15 protein-coding genes are annotated in these 16,413 nt (G+C 65.0%); 6 read left to right on the top strand and 9 right to left on the bottom strand.

Translation table 11 applies throughout. The features are described from left to right. Positions 1-43: 43 nt before the first annotated feature. On the top strand, positions 44-1,288 hold the full coding sequence (locus IYW40_RS19665; RefSeq protein WP_196401919.1) for an FAD-dependent oxidoreductase: 1,245 nt from the start codon (positions 44-46) through the stop codon (positions 1,286-1,288). A 35-nt stretch (positions 1,289-1,323) separates the two neighbouring features. Here IYW40_RS19665 and IYW40_RS19660 read toward each other — a convergent pair whose 3' ends face one another. Further along, complete coding sequence (locus IYW40_RS19660; protein ID WP_196401918.1) at positions 1,324-1,734, bottom strand: DUF2794 domain-containing protein; 411 nt, start codon at positions 1,732-1,734, stop codon at positions 1,324-1,326. A 475-nt stretch (positions 1,735-2,209) separates the two neighbouring features. Between IYW40_RS19660 and htpG the strand changes: the two genes are divergently transcribed. The 3 genes from htpG (at position 2,210) to IYW40_RS19645 (ending at position 6,420) form a co-directional block, all read left to right on the top strand. Next, positions 2,210-4,120, top strand: a complete 1,911-nt coding sequence (gene htpG, locus IYW40_RS19655) for a molecular chaperone HtpG (RefSeq protein ID WP_196401917.1) — start codon at positions 2,210-2,212, stop codon at positions 4,118-4,120. Between the two features lie 2 nt (positions 4,121-4,122). Continuing rightward, positions 4,123-5,022 carry a peptide chain release factor N(5)-glutamine methyltransferase gene (gene prmC / locus IYW40_RS19650; protein WP_196401916.1) on the top strand — a complete coding sequence of 300 codons (900 nt, stop codon included), beginning with the start codon at positions 4,123-4,125 and terminating at the stop codon, positions 5,020-5,022. Positions 5,023-5,541: 519 nt separating this feature from the next. After that, the gene (locus tag IYW40_RS19645; protein ID WP_196401915.1) at positions 5,542-6,420 is read left to right on the top strand and encodes a DUF4167 domain-containing protein; all 879 of its coding nucleotides are present in this window, start codon (positions 5,542-5,544) and stop codon (positions 6,418-6,420) included. Between the two features lie 4 nt (positions 6,421-6,424). On the opposite strand, the gene IYW40_RS19640 is transcribed toward IYW40_RS19645, so the two are convergent. Next, on the bottom strand, positions 6,425-7,183 hold the full coding sequence (locus tag IYW40_RS19640; RefSeq protein WP_196401914.1) for an MOSC domain-containing protein: 759 nt from the start codon (positions 7,181-7,183) through the stop codon (positions 6,425-6,427). A gap of 95 nt (positions 7,184-7,278) precedes the next feature. Between IYW40_RS19640 and IYW40_RS19635 the strand changes: the two genes are divergently transcribed. Further along, entirely contained in the window at positions 7,279-7,704 is a 426-nt protein-coding gene (locus tag IYW40_RS19635) for a hypothetical protein (RefSeq protein ID WP_196401913.1), read from the top strand. A 185-nt stretch (positions 7,705-7,889) separates the two neighbouring features. Next, positions 7,890-10,514, top strand: coding sequence for an ATP-dependent chaperone ClpB (clpB, locus tag IYW40_RS19630; protein WP_196401912.1), 2,625 nt, complete (start codon positions 7,890-7,892; stop codon positions 10,512-10,514). 125 nt (positions 10,515-10,639) lie between these two features. Here the strand turns inward: clpB and IYW40_RS19625 are convergent, their stop codons facing one another. The 7 genes from IYW40_RS19625 to IYW40_RS19595 all read right to left on the bottom strand — a co-directional run bounded on the left by IYW40_RS19625 (position 10,640) and on the right by IYW40_RS19595 (position 16,408). Next, positions 10,640-12,247 (bottom strand): Na+/H+ antiporter, encoded by a 1,608-nt coding sequence (locus IYW40_RS19625; protein ID WP_196401911.1) that lies wholly within the window; start codon positions 12,245-12,247, stop codon positions 10,640-10,642. Between the two features lie 60 nt (positions 12,248-12,307). Then, positions 12,308-13,270, bottom strand: coding sequence for a type I pantothenate kinase (gene coaA, locus IYW40_RS19620; RefSeq protein WP_175092617.1), 963 nt, complete (start codon positions 13,268-13,270; stop codon positions 12,308-12,310). After that, positions 13,267-13,590 (bottom strand): phosphoribosyl-ATP diphosphatase, encoded by a 324-nt coding sequence (locus IYW40_RS19615; protein WP_196401910.1) that lies wholly within the window; start codon positions 13,588-13,590, stop codon positions 13,267-13,269. The genes coaA and IYW40_RS19615 overlap by 4 nt, the downstream gene beginning before the upstream one ends. Before the next feature lie 223 nt (positions 13,591-13,813). Continuing rightward, positions 13,814-14,593, bottom strand: coding sequence for an imidazole glycerol phosphate synthase subunit HisF (hisF, locus tag IYW40_RS19610; protein ID WP_196401909.1), 780 nt, complete (start codon positions 14,591-14,593; stop codon positions 13,814-13,816). Next, positions 14,593-15,339 carry a 1-(5-phosphoribosyl)-5-[(5-phosphoribosylamino)methylideneamino]imidazole-4-carboxamide isomerase gene (gene hisA, locus IYW40_RS19605; protein WP_196394389.1) on the bottom strand — a complete coding sequence of 249 codons (747 nt, stop codon included), beginning with the start codon at positions 15,337-15,339 and terminating at the stop codon, positions 14,593-14,595. Before hisA ends, hisF begins: the two co-directional genes overlap by 1 nt. Continuing rightward, positions 15,336-15,986, bottom strand: a complete 651-nt coding sequence (hisH, locus tag IYW40_RS19600) for an imidazole glycerol phosphate synthase subunit HisH (RefSeq protein WP_196401908.1) — start codon at positions 15,984-15,986, stop codon at positions 15,336-15,338. The genes hisA and hisH overlap by 4 nt, the downstream gene beginning before the upstream one ends. Further along, on the bottom strand, positions 15,983-16,408 hold the full coding sequence (locus IYW40_RS19595) for a DUF2628 domain-containing protein (RefSeq protein WP_196401907.1): 426 nt from the start codon (positions 16,406-16,408) through the stop codon (positions 15,983-15,985). Before IYW40_RS19595 ends, hisH begins: the two co-directional genes overlap by 4 nt. Between the last annotated feature and the right edge of the window lie 5 nt (positions 16,409-16,413).

Below are 16,413 nucleotides of genomic sequence, written 5' to 3'. Positions count from 1 at the left end.
TTGCATCAAAGTCCATATATGGGAAGACCAGGTGGGAGGATTCATGCAGTCGACGGATGTCGTCGTTCTTGGCGCGGGGATCGTCGGCGTCAGCGCCGCGCTGCATCTGCAGGCGCGCGGCCGCGACGTCGTGCTCATCGATCGCGCCGGCGCAGCGGGACAGGAGACAAGCTTCGGCAACGCCGGCCTGATCGAACGCTCTTCGCTCATCCCCTATCTGTTCCCGCGCGACCCGGCGAAGCTCATCAAATATGCGCTGAACCTTCTCCCTGAAGCGCATTACCACGTCTCGGCGCTGCCGGCGGTGGGGCCATGGCTCCTGCGCTATTGGCGCGAGAGCGCGCCGGAGCGGGTGCGGCGGAATATCGAAGCGCGGCGCCCGCTGATCGAACACAGCCTGAGCGAGCATGAGGCGCTGATCCAGCAGGCAGGCGCCGGCGAGCTGTTGCGCAGGACCGGCTGGATCAAGCTGCATCGCAGCGAGGAGACTCTCGCCGCCGGCCTCGCCGACGCCGACCGGCTGCGCGCCTATGGCTTACATATTGATACGCTAGATTCGGCAGGGGTTGCGGCGCTGGAGCCCGATCTCGCGCCGATCATGGGCGGCATCCATTACCGTGACACCGCCGCGATCATCGATCCCGCCGCGCTCTCGAAAGCCTACGCCGATCTGTTTGTCTCACGCGGCGGCCAGTTTCTTTCCGGAGACGCGCGCAGCCTTTCGCAAGAGCCGGATGGGCGCTGGCGCGTCGAGACGGCGAACGGGCCGCTCGTCGCCGGCGCCGCGGTTGTGGCGCTCGGCCCCTGGTCGGATTTTGTTTATGGGCCGCTCGGCTATCGCATTCCGCTCGGCTGGAAGCGCGGCTACCACATGCATTACGCCGCGAAGGACGGCGCAAAGCTCAATCATCCGATCCTCGACGCCGACGTCGGCTATCTCCTGGCGCCGATGCGCCGCGGCGTCAGGCTGACGAGCGGGGCCGAATTCGCCCGCCGCGATGCGCCGCCGACCCCCGTGCAGATCGAGGTTTGCGAACCGACGGCGCGCCGATTGTTTCCGCTCGCCGAACGGCTCGACCCGGAACCCTGGCGCGGCGCGCGGCCCTGCCTGCCGGACATGCTGCCGATCGTCGGTCCGGCGCCGCGTCATCGCGGCCTATGGTTCGATTTCGGCCATGCGCATCATGGGCTGACGCTTGGGCCGGTTTCCGGCCGGCTGCTCGCCGATATGATGACCGGCGAGACGCCCTTCATCGATCCGACGCCCTATCGCGCCGATCGATTCTGATCTTGCGACGACGACTTTGTGAGATGCTTGTGCGCCTATTCGGCGCCGACGAGCCTCAACGCGCGGTCCAAAACCCGCACCACCCTCGAAAGATCATGGCCGCGCCGAAGCACGAGCCCCGTCGCTGCGATCACGGCATAGGCCCCCTGCCGCCGCGCCAACGCCGGGTTCTTCTCGATTCGATACAGCGGCGCCTCGCTTGCGCGCCGAAAAATGGAGAACACGGCCTTCGCCGGCGTGAAGTCGATCGCATAGTCGCGCCATTCCCCCTGCGCGACTTTCTCTCCATAAACATTGAAGATGACGTTGAGTTCTGGGCGGCTGAACGAAACCGCCGCGCCGCGCTTGTCTCCCCGGGCTCCCGACGCCGCGTCCGGCGAAGCGCCGTTCACGACGACGAGCGCGGGTCGGGCCCGGCTGGGCTCCGTCGTCTCCGACTCCGCCATGCGTCCGCTCTCCTCGATCTCTCTTAACCATGTTGGCCTGCACGGATGCGCCGGGCAAGACTTAATGACTGGTTTACGACGAGAATCTTTGCATCCGCTCCGTGGGATAAGACTTGGCTTGTAATAATCATACTTTCGCCGACTTGGCGCCCCTTGCCAGCCAAATGCGCCGCCCAAAATGAAGTTCATTGCCTCGACAGCTCGGGGCCACGCGTTTTCGGTTTCGTCAGCCCCCCAGCCCCCCGAAGCGTGCGGTTCCGAGATATAGAGGTCGTGGCGATGGTCGGGCCGGCCGGGAGTTTCGCTCCCGCGCCGGCTCGTCTAGCTTTAGCGGGCCACCGTATCCGCCTCTAGCGGCCGCGCGACGGCGCCCCGCCGCCGAGGCTCTTGCAAATTCTGCAACAATGACGAACTCAAGAGCCGCCGTCGCATCGACCGCGACGTGCATTCTCTTTTTCTTTTCATCGGAGAGAACATGACCGACGACGCCGCATCCGTCGCCGCCGCGGCTCCCGCCGCCGATCCGCAAACCGCCGCCGATTTCGGTTTTGAGGCCGACGTCGCGCGGCTGCTCGAGCTGATGACGCACTCCGTCTATTCGGAGCGCGACGTCTTTTTGCGCGAACTCGTCTCGAACGCCGCCGACGCCTGCGAAAAGCTGCGTTACGAGGCGCTTTCCGACGAAAAACTCGCCGCGCAAGCCGCCGCGCCGCTCGTCACGATCTCACTCGATAAGGAGAAGCGCACGCTGACGATCGCCGACAATGGCGTCGGCATGTCGCGCGAGGAGCTGATCAGCGCCCTCGGCACCATCGCCAATTCGGGAACGCGCGCCTTTCTCGACAAACTCGGCAAGGAGAAGGACGCCGGCTTCATCGGCCAGTTCGGCGTCGGCTTCTATTCCGCCTTCATGGTCGCCGACCGCGTCGAGGTCGCGACGCGGCGAGCCGGCGAGGATCAGGCCTGGCTGTGGAGTTCAGACGGCAAGGGCTCCTATCAGATCGCGGCTCTGCCGCTCGAGGAGGCGCCCGCCGTCGGCGCCCGCGTCACGCTGCATCTCAACGCCGACAGCGATGAATTTCTCGACGGCTGGCGGGTTGAACGCGTCGTGCGCGAGCACTCGGGCGCGATCGCCGCGCCGATTGATCTCATCGCGGCGCCGGGCGAAGAGCCCCGGCGGATCGCCGAAGGCGTCGCCCTGTGGACGAAGCCGAAGTTGGACATCACACATGAGCAATATGTCGACTTCTACCGGCAATTGTCCGGGCAGCTGGACGAGCCCGCGCTGATCGCGCATTGGCGCGCCGAAGGACGCACCGAATATACAGTGCTCGCCTTTGTTCCCGGGACGCGGCCCTTCGATCTTTTCGACCCGGCGCGAAGGAGCAAATCCAAGCTGTATGTGCGGCGCGTGCTGATCTCGCGCGACATGGAGCTGCTGCCCGCCTGGCTGCGGTTCATGCGCATCGTCGTCGACAGCGCCGACATTCCGCTCAATGTCTCGCGCGAGATGGTGCAGAAAAGCCCGGTCGCCGGCGCGATCGGCAAGGCCATCGCAACGCGCATTTTGCAGGAACTCAAGAAGCTCGCCGACGCCGAGCCCGAAAAATTCGCGGACGTGTGGAAGAACTTCGGCTCCGTGATCAAGGAGGGGCTGCACGAAGACCCGAGCCGCCGCGACGCCCTCTTCGAAATTGCGCGTTTCGCCTCGACGACGTCCGAGGAACAGACCCGCACCCTCAAGAATTACGTCGCCGATCTGAGGGAAAATCAGACGGCGATCTATTATCTTGTCGGCGACGACATGAAGCGGCTGCGCGCCAGCCCGCAACTCGAAGGCTTCCGGGCGAGAGGCGTCGAAGTGCTGCTTCTCGACGACGCCGTCGACGCTTTCTGGGTGACGAGCGCGCTTGGCTATGAGGGCAAGCCGTTCAAATCCGTCACGCAGGGACAAGCCGACATCGATTCGATCGCGCTCGTCGAGGACGCCAAGACGGAGGCGACCGCGCCGGCCGACGTGGCCGACCTGCTTGCAGCCCTCAAGGAGACGCTTGCGGATCATGTCGACGACGTGCGCGCCTCGACGCGACTGACAGATAGCGCCGTTTGCCTGGTGGCGCCCGATACTGGGTTTGACCGCCAATTGTCCCGCCTTCTGGCCGAACATGGACAACAGGCGGCCTTCGGAAAGCCGGTTTTGGAGATCAATCCGAGGCATGAAGCGATCGTCGCGCTGGCGACGGCCTTGCGCGCAAAGGGGCGTGAAGCGGCGCGCGACGACCAGCTCCTCCTGCTCGATCTCGCCCGCGTCGCCGACGGCGAGCATCCCATCGACGCAGCAGCTTTCGCAAAAAGGCTGACGGCGCTTCTCGCCAGCCGGGGGTAGAGATGAGTCTGGGCGCGAGGAAGGCCGCAACGAGCGATCCGCTGACGCGCGCCCAGGCGATCGCGACAGTTGCGGACTATCTCGACGCCCGCGGGGTCGACGACCCGCAGGAGGACGCGCGCGCTCTGCTGCGCGCCGCCACAGGGCTGACGCGGCTCGAACTCGCCATGACGCCGCGCGCGCCGCTTTCTCAGGAGGAGGCGAGCGCCCTCTCCCGCTATGCGGCGCGACGGGCCGCCCGTGAGCCGGTGTCGCGCATTCTTGGAGAGCGCGGCTTCTGGACGCTGGACCTCGTCGTCGCGCCGTCAGTGCTCGATCCGCGGCCCGACACGGAAACGCTGGTGGAGACGGCGTTACGCTTCGTTGCGGAACGGCGCGACGCGCCGCTCTCGATTCTCGATCTTGGCGCCGGCTCGGGCGCTATCGCCTGCGCGCTTCTCAGCGAGCTTCCGGCCGCGCGCGCCCTCGCCGTCGATCTCTCGGAGGACGCCTGCGCGGCGACCGCCGCAAATCTCGCCCGTTGCGGCCTGTCAGACCGCGCGGCGGTTGTGCGGGGCCGCTGGGCGGAGGCGCTTCAGGCGCGTTTCGACCTCATCGTGTCCAATCCCCCATATGTGCGCACCGGGGACATTGCAGGGCTCGATCCCGAAGTGCGGCTCCATGATCCGGCGCTGGCGCTCGACGGCGGCTCCGACGGGCTCGAGCGGTATCGGGAGATCATCGGCGACTTGCCGCGGTTCATTGACGAGGACACGGTCGTCGTATTCGAGGTCGGCTTCGATCAAGCTGCAAGCGTCGCGGCGCTGTTGGAGGCCCAGGGCTTCAAAATCGACCGTGTGGCGCGCGACATTGGGGGCCACGAGAGGGTTGTCGCGGCGCGGCCTTACCCGTCAAGGCCGTGACATATTGGCGACAGTGACCGCTTTTTTGGCCCGTCTCGCCGCGCTCGGCCTTGTTGGCGGCCACCCCCTCCACTATAGTCATTCCAGGTCCAGCCGATCGCCAACTTCGAGAGAGAACTCGAACGCTTTGGCTCTGCTTCGCGAACGGAAGCCCGAAACGACCGGCCAGGAGCAACGTCGAAATCGACATGAAAGCGCCGGAGTGAAGACCACTTCGATTGTCGGGAGCGTTGCGATCCGGCAGGCAGGCATGCAGTCGCGTTGGGCATCAAGCAGTTGCGCTGAGGGGAATTGGCGCAGAGCGACGTGGGGCCGCCGATTGCGGCCGACTTGAGGAAAATCGACTCGCGCACAGCATTATCGAAGCTTGAGGTCCGAAAACGGATTGCTGTCGCCTGTCCGTTGGCGCATGCGCCGGGCGAAGGAATTTAGCGGCGACGTTGTTGGGAACGCCGCGCAGGCGGGGCCGAGCGCAGCAAGATTTCGGGGAGTTTGATGAGACCAGGGCAAAACAAGAGAATGCGCGGTCGGAGCAACAACCGCAAAGGGCCCAATCCGCTTACACGGTCCTATGAATCGAATGGCCCCGACGTGAAGATCCGCGGCACGGCTCAGCATGTCGCCGAAAAATATCTTCAGCTCGCGCGCGACGCGCAGTCCTCCGGCGACACGATCATGGCCGAGAGCCTGCTGCAGCACGCGGAGCACTATTTCCGGCTGATCGCCGCCGCGCAGCAACAGCAGCAAGTCAACGGCTATGGACGCCCGCAGCTGGAAGCGGAAATCGACACCTCCGAGGACGACGACGATTTCGCCCCGCTTCCAGACCGTTTCGCGCCGCTTGCAGAACGGCTGCCGCCGCCGGCCTTCCAGCCGCCGCCGCCCTTCGCGCCGCAACCGCAGCCGCAGCCGCATTTCTCGCAGCCGCAGCCGCAGCCTCAGCCTTTCGAGGAGCGCCCGATCGGCGAGGTGCGCGCCGGCGAGCGCGCGGAGCGTCCGGAACGGCAGCAGCGGCCCGAGCGACCGCCGTTTAACCGAGACCGCAACGCCGAAGGCGGCGAACGTCCTCGTCATCAGGGATATGAGCGCGGCCGCGACCGCCGCTTCCAGCCGCGCCCCGAGGCCAGCGCGGTCGAGAGCGAAGCAGGAACGGCGCTTCCTTCATTCATCACCGCGCCAGTGGCGCGCGCCGCCCCTCCCAGCGAGAGCGCCGCCGGAGCGGAACCCGTTCTCGAGCGCGAGAATGCGCCGCGTGAACACGAGGGCGGAGTCAATTATCATTTGAGTTCACGCCGGCGCCGGCGCCCGCGCCCGCCGATTGATGACGTCGCCGGCGGCGCACGGGACGATGAATCGCCGCAGGTGGGCGAACTTCCGCTCGAGCCAGATCGGTTCTAGAGCTTCAGGCGAGGATGCTGATCGCGTCGCCGGCCTTGATCCGGCCACCCTCGATCACCCGCGCGTAAACGCCGCAATCAATGTGGCCGAAGTTCTGGCGCAGCGTTTGAACGATATCCATGTCGCGTCGCCCCGTGCCTGGCTCGACGCCTGTGGCCGCGCAGCGATCGGTCATTTTGAGCACCTCGAGCCGCGCGCCGCCGATCGACAGGGTTCGCCCCAGGAGCGCCGCTTCGGCCCATGCGCCCATGTCTTCGACGTAGAGATTGGCGCGAAACCGCAGCGGATCGATCGCGGCCCCTTGCGCCTGCGCAATCGCCGCGACGCTCGCCAAATTGACGAGTGAGACAAATCCCGACTTCGAATCCGTGAAGCGAAAACCGTCGGGCGCTGCCAGAAGCCGCACGCGGCCGCGGATTTCGGGCCCAAGAAAGCCGGTCAGGAAGGCCTCGATGGGTTCGCGCCCTTTCGCCGACCGCAAATCCCCTCGCGCGACCTCCCGTCCTCCCCTGGCGATCGTCAATATGCCTGTCGCCTCATCGTAGCGCGTCGCAAGACCCGCGAGCGCGCCGTTCCTCATCAGCATCAGAAATTTGATCTTGGGCTGATGCTCGGGCGCCGCGGGATCGAAGCCTGAAGGGCCGTTTTCCAGCGCAAACAGTCGATCTCCCGGAAAATAGTCGCCAGTCTTCAGATCGGCGGCGTCCAGCGGCTCGGGCGAGAGGCCTTTGACGGGATAGCGATAGAGAGAGGCAAGTCGCATGGACGTCCCTGTTTCGGTGACACGTCGAGGCGGATTGCCTACACCCGCCCGGCCGTCAGGAAAATAGACTCGGCCGTTCGCAAGGAGAGCCAGCCATGCCGGACAAGACGCTCACGGTCCTCGTTCTCGCCGCAGTGGCGTTTTCCGCCGCGCATGATCTCGACCACCTGTTGCGCGACGATTTCTCGCAACCAGGGGCATGGTCGATCGCCGCCGCTTTTCTTTCGGCGAAATACGCGCTTACAGGCGCCGCGCTGTATTTCTATTTCCGCGGCAAGATCGGCGCGGCGTTCTGGGCGGTCATCGGCGTTCTCGGCGCCGTGGCGCTCTGGTTCGCGCATTTGAGCCCTGCCGCCGAGCAGCGGCCGTCCAACATCTATGCGATGTATGGCAGTCCCATCGCCGGTCTCATCGCCTCGGGCTCGGTCTATGCGATGATGCTGTCGCTTGTGGCGCTCTCGCTCTATGGCGGATGGCGCGCGCTCTGGCCGGCTGCGCGCCAACATCGCCAAAGCGATTAGCCGAGGTATTCCGATGCGCCCGGCGCGGTCGAGTCCGCGCTTTCGCGCCGCACCCCCTTTAACCCCGTGCGGCCCTTCCCATATCGACCACGAGGGCAGCCGCAAGGGGCCTTGAACGAGAAAATTTTGGACGCGAGGCGCGCCGCTTAAAACAAAGGGTCGCCTCATGGTCAGAGGGGCTATAAATGAACTTTGAGAAATACACCGAACGCGCGCGCGGATTCGTTCAGTCGGCGCAGTCGATGGCGACGCGCGAAGGCCACCAGCAGTTTACGCCCGAGCACATATTGAAAGTCCTGCTCGATGACGACCAGGGCCTGTCCGCCGGGCTGATCGACCGCGCCGGCGGCCGCTCGCGCGAGGCGCTGGCGAAAACCGAAGCCGCGCTCGCCAAACTGCCCAAAGTGATGGGCACCGGCGCCGGCCAGCTCTATCTCGCGCCGGCGACCGCCCGCCTCTTCGACAACGCCGAGAAGATCGCCCAGAAGGCGGGCGATTCTTACGTCACCGTCGAGCGGCTGCTGTTGGCGCTGGCGATGGAGAAGGACTCCGAGGCCTCGAAAATTCTTGCCGCCGCCGGCGTGACGCCGCAGACGCTCAACGCCGCGATCGAAGATCTGCGCAAGGGCCGCACGGCGGATTCGGCCTCCGCCGAGAACGCCTATGACGCGCTGAAGAAATACGCCCGTGATCTGACCGAGGCGGCGCGCGAGGGCAAGCTCGATCCTGTGATCGGCCGCGACGAGGAGATCCGCCGCGCGATTCAGGTGCTGTCGCGCCGCACCAAGAACAATCCGGTGCTCATCGGCGAACCCGGCGTCGGCAAGACCGCGATCGTCGAGGGTCTGGCGCTGCGCATCGTCAATGGCGACGTGCCGGAATCGCTTGAAGATAAGAAGCTGCTCGCGCTCGACATGGGCGCGTTGATCGCCGGCGCGAAATATCGCGGCGAATTCGAGGAGCGGCTGAAGGCGGTGCTGAACGAAGTCACCGCCGCCGAAGGCAATGTCATCCTGTTCATCGACGAGATGCACACGCTCGTCGGCGCCGGCAAGGCCGATGGCGCGATGGACGCCTCCAATCTGCTGAAACCGGCGCTCGCGCGCGGCGAATTGCATTGCGTCGGCGCGACGACGCTCAATGAATACCGCAAACATGTCGAAAAGGACGCGGCGCTCGCCCGGCGCTTCCAGCCGGTCTTCGTCGACGAGCCGACCGTCGAGGATACGATCTCGATCCTGCGCGGCCTGAAGGAGAAATACGAACTCCATCACGGCGTGCGCATCACCGATAGCGCGATCGTCGCCGCGGCGACTTTGTCGAACCGCTACATCTCCGACCGCTTCCTGCCGGACAAAGCGATCGACCTCATCGACGAGGCGTCGTCGCGCCTGCGCATGCAGATCGACTCGAAGCCCGAGGAGCTCGACGAACTCGACCGGCGCATCATCCAGCTGAAGATCGAGCAGGAAGCGCTCAAGAAAGAAACGGACACGGCGTCAAAGGATCGACTGGCGAAGCTCGAAGGCGAGCTTGCCGACCTCGAAGAGAAATCAGGGGCGCTCACCGCGCGCTGGCGAGCCGAGAAGGACAAGCTCGGCGCGGCGCAGAAGCTCAAGGAGCAGCTTGAAGCGGCGCGCAACGAACTGGCGCAGGCGCAGCGGCGCGGCGAATATCAGCGCGCGGGCGAACTCACCTATGGCGTGATTCCCGATCTCGAAAGGAAGCTGGCGGAGACGGAAACCGAAGCCGACACGCTCGTCGACGAGGAGGTCACCGCCAATGACGTGGCGCAGGTCGTCTCGCGCTGGACCGGCGTGCCGGTCGACAAAATGCTCGAGGGCGAACGCGAGAAGTTGCTGCACATGGAGGACGAACTCGCAAAGCGGGTCGTCGGCCAGCATGACGCGGTCGTCGCCGTGTCGACCGCGGTGCGCCGCGCACGCGCCGGACTGCAGGACCCTAACCGCCCGATCGGCAGCTTCATCTTCCTTGGCCCCACGGGAGTCGGCAAGACGGAGCTGACGAAGGCGCTCGCCGCGTTTCTCTTCGACGACGAGACGGCGATGGTGCGGCTCGATATGTCGGAATATATGGAAAAGCATTCGGTCGCGCGGCTCATCGGCGCGCCGCCCGGCTATGTCGGCTATGAGGAAGGCGGCGCTTTGACCGAAGCCGTGCGCCGTAGGCCGTATCAGGTCGTGCTTTTCGACGAGATCGAGAAGGCGCATCCGGACGTCTTCAACGTGCTCCTGCAGGTGCTCGACGACGGCCGCCTGACGGACGGCCAGGGCCGCACGGTCGATTTCAAGAACACGCTGATCATCATGACGTCGAATCTCGGCTCGGAATTCCTCGTCATGCAGAAGGAAGGCGAGGATTCCTCCGCCGTGCATAGCGAAGTCATGCAGGTCGTGCGGGCGCATTTCAGGCCGGAGTTCCTGAACCGCGTCGATGAGATCATCCTGTTCAACCGGCTGCGGCGCGAGGATATGGGCGCGATCGTCGACATCCAGGTCAAGCGGCTGCAGAAGCTCCTCGAAGATCGCAAGATCACGCTGCATCTCGACGCCAAGGCGCGCGACTGGCTGGCGGCGAAGGGCTATGACCCGACCTATGGCGCGCGGCCCTTGAAGCGCGTCATGCAGAAGGAGCTGCAGGACACGCTTGCCGAGCGGCTGCTCGCGGGCGAGATCATCGACGGCGCGAGCGTCGAAGTGTCGGCCGACGCCTCGGGCCTCGTCATCGACGGCAAGTCGGCGCATCGACAAGCCGCGCCGCCGCTGCTGCGAACGGTGGGGAACGCGTAACCGAGACCGCGCATTGTCATTCCCGGCAGGCCAAAGGCCTGACCGGGAATCCAGCACAAATCCCCAGATTTAATCATGGCTCTGGATTCCCGATCGCGCACGTTGCGCGCGTCGGGAATGACACTCTACCCCAGCCGCTCTTTGCTGCGGTTCAGCACATCCGCTTCGCGCAGATCGAGTTCGCGCTCGATGCGGCGGCGGGCCTCGTCCTTGAGCGCGCCCTCGCGCAGCATGCCGTTGATCGCGTCGCGCTCCGCGGCGATGAGCAGCAATTCAATCTCGTCGTGAAGCTCGGTCAGCGCGCGGCGTTCGTCCTCGATGTCGCATTTCATGCGGATGCGCGACAGGAAATAATCCTGTTGCGCTTGAAACGACAGCGTCGCTTCTTCCGGCACGTCCTGCTCGGCGACTATCGCCGCCAATCTGGCGGTGGAAGCCTCGACGGCGGAGCGGCGCGCCTGAATTTCCTCGGCGCGGTCGAGCAGACGCTCCTCCATTCCGGTTTTCGCGACCCCGAGCTTGCGAATAACCCAGGGCAACATCGCGCCCTGGAAGACGAGCGTGACCATCACGACGCAGAAGGCGAGGAAGAAAATGGAGTCGCGATAGGGAAAGGGCTCGCCGCGCGCCGTCGTGATCGGGATCGCCAGAGCCGCGGCGAGCGAAACGATCCCGCGCACTCCGGTGAAGGAAATGATGAAGAGCCCTTGCCAGGGCGGCGCCGGCTGGCGCCGCGCGCGCGGGATGAACCATCGCGGCAGATAGGCGTGCGGAAAAATCCAGACGAAGCGCGCCACGATCACGACGAGCGAAACGAGCGCCGCCGACGCCGCCAGATCGTAAAGCGAGTGGTTCTGGATGCGTGCGAAAAGCGCCTGCGCCTGCAGGCCGGTGAAGAGAAAGACGAGGCCTTCGATCAGATAGATGAAGAAGTCCCAGAAGAATATGCCCTGCAGACGCGTCGCGGCGCTGATCAGCCGGGGTCCGTTCCAGCTGATGTAGAGGCCCGTCGCGACGGTCGCGATGACGCCCGAGCCGCCAAGATGTTCTGGCGGCCAGTAGGCGAGGAACGGCGTGATCAGCGACAGCGTTATTTCGATGCGCGGATCGCGCATGAAGCGGCGCAGCCGCAACATCGTCCAGCCGACGCCGACGCCCCACACAATCTCCGAAACGATGATGATCGTGAAGGTTTCGCCCGCTTGCGCCAGCGAAAAGGAGCCAACGCTGACCGCCGCCACCGCGAAACGATAGAGAACCAGGGCCGTCGCGTCATTGGCGAGGCCTTCTCCCTCCAGAATGACGCGGATGCGCCGAGGCAGCCGCATGCGGCGCGCGATGGCGAGCGGCGCGAGGGTGTCGGGCGGCGAGACGATTGCGCCAAGCACGAAGCCGACCGCCCAGGGCCAGCCGAGCAACCAGTTCGTCGCCGCCGAAACGGCGATGGTGGTGAAGACGACGCACCCGATCGCCAGCACAAGGATCGGCTGCAGATTGAACTGGAATTCCCGCCAACTCATGGAGATCGCCGAAATGTAGATCACCGGCGGCAGGACGAGGAGTAAGATGAATTCGGGCTCGAGCACCAGCGGCGGCACGCCCGGCGCCATCGCGATCGCCACGCCCGCCGCGACGAGCAGGATGGGCGAAGCGAGGCCGAGGCGCGAGGCGACGAAGGCGACGGCCGCCACCACCGCGAGGAGAACGACGAGCGTTTCCAGAGCCGTTATCATGCGCTCACCCTATAGCCGCGCCTTGCGCAAGCGAACTCCGCGTCGCGGCCCAAGCGAAGCTCATAATTTGCGAAGCGCCACTTCCTCGATCCTGTGATCGGCGTCCTTGGTGAGGATCAAACTCGCGCGCGGGCGCGTCGGGGCGATGTTCTGGCGCAGATTCTCGAGGTTGATGCGCGTCCATATGTCTTTTGCGACGCGCGTCGTCTCCTCTGCGTCGAGATCGGCATAGACCCGGAAGTAGGATTCCGGATCGCGGAACGCCGTCTGCTGAAGCCGACGAAAGCGCTCCACATACCATCGCTCCAGCACGTCTTCAGGCGCGTCGAGATAGACCGAGAAATCGAAGAAGTCGGAGACGAAGGGAATTTCGCGGCCGTCGCGCATGCGCGGCGCAAGCAGAACGTTGACGCCTTCGACGATGAGAATGTCGGGCCGGTCGACGCAGCTCGCTTCGCCCTCGACGACGTCATAGGTCATATGCGAATAGACCGGCGCGCAGACGTTGCGCCGTCCCGCCTTCACATCGGAAAGAAATCGCAGCAGCGATTTGTTGTCGTAGCTTTCCGGAAAGCCCTTCTTGTCCATCAGCCTTTCGGCTTCAAGGATTCTGTTGGGCAAAAGAAATCCGTCGGTGGTGATGAGCTCCACTTTCGGCGTATTCGGCCAGCGCGACAGGAGGGCGCGCAGCACGCGCGCCGTCGTGGACTTCCCCACGGCGACGGAGCCCGCGACCCCGATAATGTAGGGAACCTTGCCGTCCTCGGCGCCGAGAAAGCGCTGCGTCGCCTTAAAGAGGCCCTGCGTCGCCGCAACGTAAAGAGCCAGCAGGCGCGACAGCGGCAGATAGATTTCGATGACTTCTTCGAGCGAGATTGGATCGTTGAGCGATTTTAGCCGGACGAGATCATCGAGCGTCAGCGTCAGCGGCGTATCGGCGCGCAGCGACGCCCATTCGGCGCGCGTAAAATGCCGGTAGGGGGAAAGAGCCTCGTTGTTGGGGACGAGCTCCGCCACCGTCATTCCTTTGCTCCGCGCGCGGCTTTCTCTGCAAGGCCAGACTGTTTCGTGCGCCGCTCCAGTTCGCGCAACACGTCGTCGAGCGAGATATCCCGCGCTTCGAGCATGACCAGAAGATGATAGAACGTGTCCGCGGCTTCATTGATGAGCGCGCTTCGGTCGCCCTCCATCGCCGCGATCACGGTTTCGACCGCCTCTTCGCCGAATTTCTTGGCGATGCGCGGCATTCCAGCGTCGAGCAGGGTCTTCGTATAGGAGGTCGAGGCGTCGTCCTCGCGGCGTGATTTGATGAGCGCCGCGAGATCGTCCAGCGTGAAACTCATGACAGGCCCCCTCCCCAACCCTCCCCCGCTGCGCGGGAGAGGGAGCAGGCTCGGCGCTCGATATTGAACCCGCAAGCGCCGATCGCTTGCGCCGTGTCATTCCCGGCAGGCCGAAGGCCTGACCGGGAATCCAGAGCCAATTCAAGAATGCTGGTCTTGCTCTGGATTCCCGATCGCGCGCGTTGCGCGCGTCGGGAATGACATCCGAGCCGCTCAACAGCCATCATCCCATCGCCTCCAGGCCGTCGAGGCGCATCGGCAGCCCCGCCGCCGCCATGTGAAGCTTCGCCTGCGGGATCGAATATTCGCCGAAATGGAAGATCGAAGCGGCGAGCACGGCGCTCGCATGGCCTTCCTTGACCCCGGCGACGAGATGATCGAGCGTCCCAACGCCGCCCGAGGCGATGACCGGCACCTGCACGGCGTCGGCGACGGCCCGCGTCAGCGCGATGTCGAAGCCGCTCTTTGTGCCGTCGCGATCCATCGAGGTCAGCAGGATTTCGCCGGCGCCGAGTTCGCTGACGTCGCGCGCGTATCGCACTGCGTCGATCCCCGTTGCGCGGCGCCCGCCGTGGGTGAAGATTTCCCAGCGTCCCTCGGCTGCGCGCTTGGCGTCAATGGCGACAACGATGCATTGCGCGCCGAATTTTTCCGACGCTTCGCGAACGAAGCCGGGATTGGCCACGGCGGCCGAATTGATCGAGACTTTGTCGGCGCCGGCAAGCAGCAGATTGCGGATGTCGTCCAGCGTGCGCACGCCGCCTCCCACAGTCAGCGGCATGAAGCAGGCTTCCGCCGTGCGCTGCACGACGTCGAGCAGAATGCCGCGGTCTTCATGGCTTGCGGTGATGTCGAGAAAGCAGAGTTCGTCGGCGCCGGCGGCGTCATAGGCGATGGCGCATTCGACCGGATCGCCGGCGTCGCGCAGATCGACGAAATTGACGCCCTTGACGACGCGTCCTCCTTTCACGTCCAGGCAGGGAATGACGCGCGCTTTCAGCATCACGCGTTCTCGGTCGCCGCACGCGCGCGGATCATCGCCAACGCCTGCGCCGGATCGAGCCGCCCGTCGTAGAGCGCCCGTCCGGTGATGGCGCCGGCAAGCTTGCGGCAATCGGGCTGCAGCAGCCGCTCCACGTCGGCGAGCGACGCGAGGCCGCCCGAGGCGATGACGGGAATCGTCAAGGCGTCGGCGAGCGCCAGGGTCGCCTCGATATTGAGGCCGGTCAAAACGCCGTCGCGCGAGATGTCGGTGTAGATGATGGCGCTCACCCCCGCGTCTTCGAAGCTCTTGCCGAGATCGAGCGCCGACATGCGTGTCGCGCGCGACCAGCCGTCGACGGCGACAAAACCGTTCTTGGCGTCGACCCCTACGGCGACGCGGCCCGGGTGAAGACGCGCCGCCTCACGCACGAAAGACGGGTCTTTGACGGCCGCCGTGCCGATGATGACGCGCGCAACGCCTTTTTCCAACCAGCAGGACAGCGTGCGCATGTCGCGAATGCCGCCGCCAAGCTGCACAGGAATCGTCAGCGCGGCGAGAATGGATTCGACCGCCTGGGCGTTGCGCGGCGCCCCCGCGAAGGCGCCATCGAGATCGACGACGTGCAGATATTCGAACCCGACCCGCTGGAAAGCGCGCGCCTGCTCCGCGGGGTCGTCATTGAACACCGTCGCGCGGTCCATATCGCCCTGGGCCAAGCGCACGCATTGCCCTTCCTTCAAATCGATTGCGGGAAACAGAATCACGGACGCCACCTCAGGAAATTGCCGATCAATGCTAGGCCCAGCCTCTGGCTTTTTTCGGGATGGAACTGCACGCCGACGAGATTGTCGCGCGCCACGGCCGCCGTGAGCGGCGCGCCATAGTCGGTCGTCGCCAGGATGTGATCCGGCGACGCCGGCGTCAGCTGAAACGAATGCACGAAATAGGCGTGCAATCCACGCTCTCCCGTCGGCACGCCGGCAAAGAGCGGATGTTCCCGGCTCAGCGTCAGCGTATTCCAGCCCATATGCGGGATTTTGAGCGAAGGATCCGCGGGTTCGATCGCCGAGACGTCTCCCGGAATCCAGCCGAGGCCCGGCGTTTCGCCATGTTCAAGGCCGCGCGCGCCCATGAGCTGCATGCCGACGCAAATCCCTAAGAACGGCCGGCCGCGGTCGATGACCGCCTCCTGCAGGGCGGCGTAAAGACCCTCGATCGCCATCAGGCCGCGGCGACAATCGGCGAAAGCGCCGACGCCCGGCAGAACGACACGCTCAGCGGCGCGCACGACGTCAGGATCGCTGGTGACGCGAATGTCGTCTTGCGCCTGTGACTCGCGGGCGGCGCGCTCAAAGGCTTTCAAGGCGGAATGCAGATTGCCTGACCCATAGTCGATGATCGCGGTCGTCAAGGAGCAAGTCCCCCAGCGACATCGTCTTTCGCGATCCGCTCAGAAGTGCGATGGCGGTGGAAGTAGGCCGCCTCCGCCTCGTCGAGGTCATCGCCAATGACGAGATCCTGCTCGACATAGCCGCGACGCGCCAAATTCCAGCCGACGAGCCGCTCCCCCTCGAAACCGAGCCAGACAGCGAGCCCGAACGTCAGCCAGGACATCGCGTCGCGCGACACCCGCAGCTGCCAGGCGATAAGCGCCAAGGCGACGAGAAGCAGCGTCCAGAGGACGGCGACCAGCCAAGCGCGCCGCCAGGCCAGCCAGAACGGACCAAAAATAAAGGCCGGCCAGGAAAAGCCGTCGCGCAAAAAGACGATCTTGTCCGGCGCGGGAAGCTGGCCCGGCGCCATGCGCGGAAAATGAACAGTGAATATCGCCATCGGCC

Origin of the sequence: Methylocystis sp. H4A (assembly GCF_015709545.1) — a bacterium.
Taxonomy (GTDB): Bacteria; Pseudomonadota; Alphaproteobacteria; order Rhizobiales; family Beijerinckiaceae; genus Methylocystis; species Methylocystis silviterrae.
Note: the sequence above shows the minus strand (reverse complement) of the source record. Positions and strands in the feature narration are given on the sequence as shown.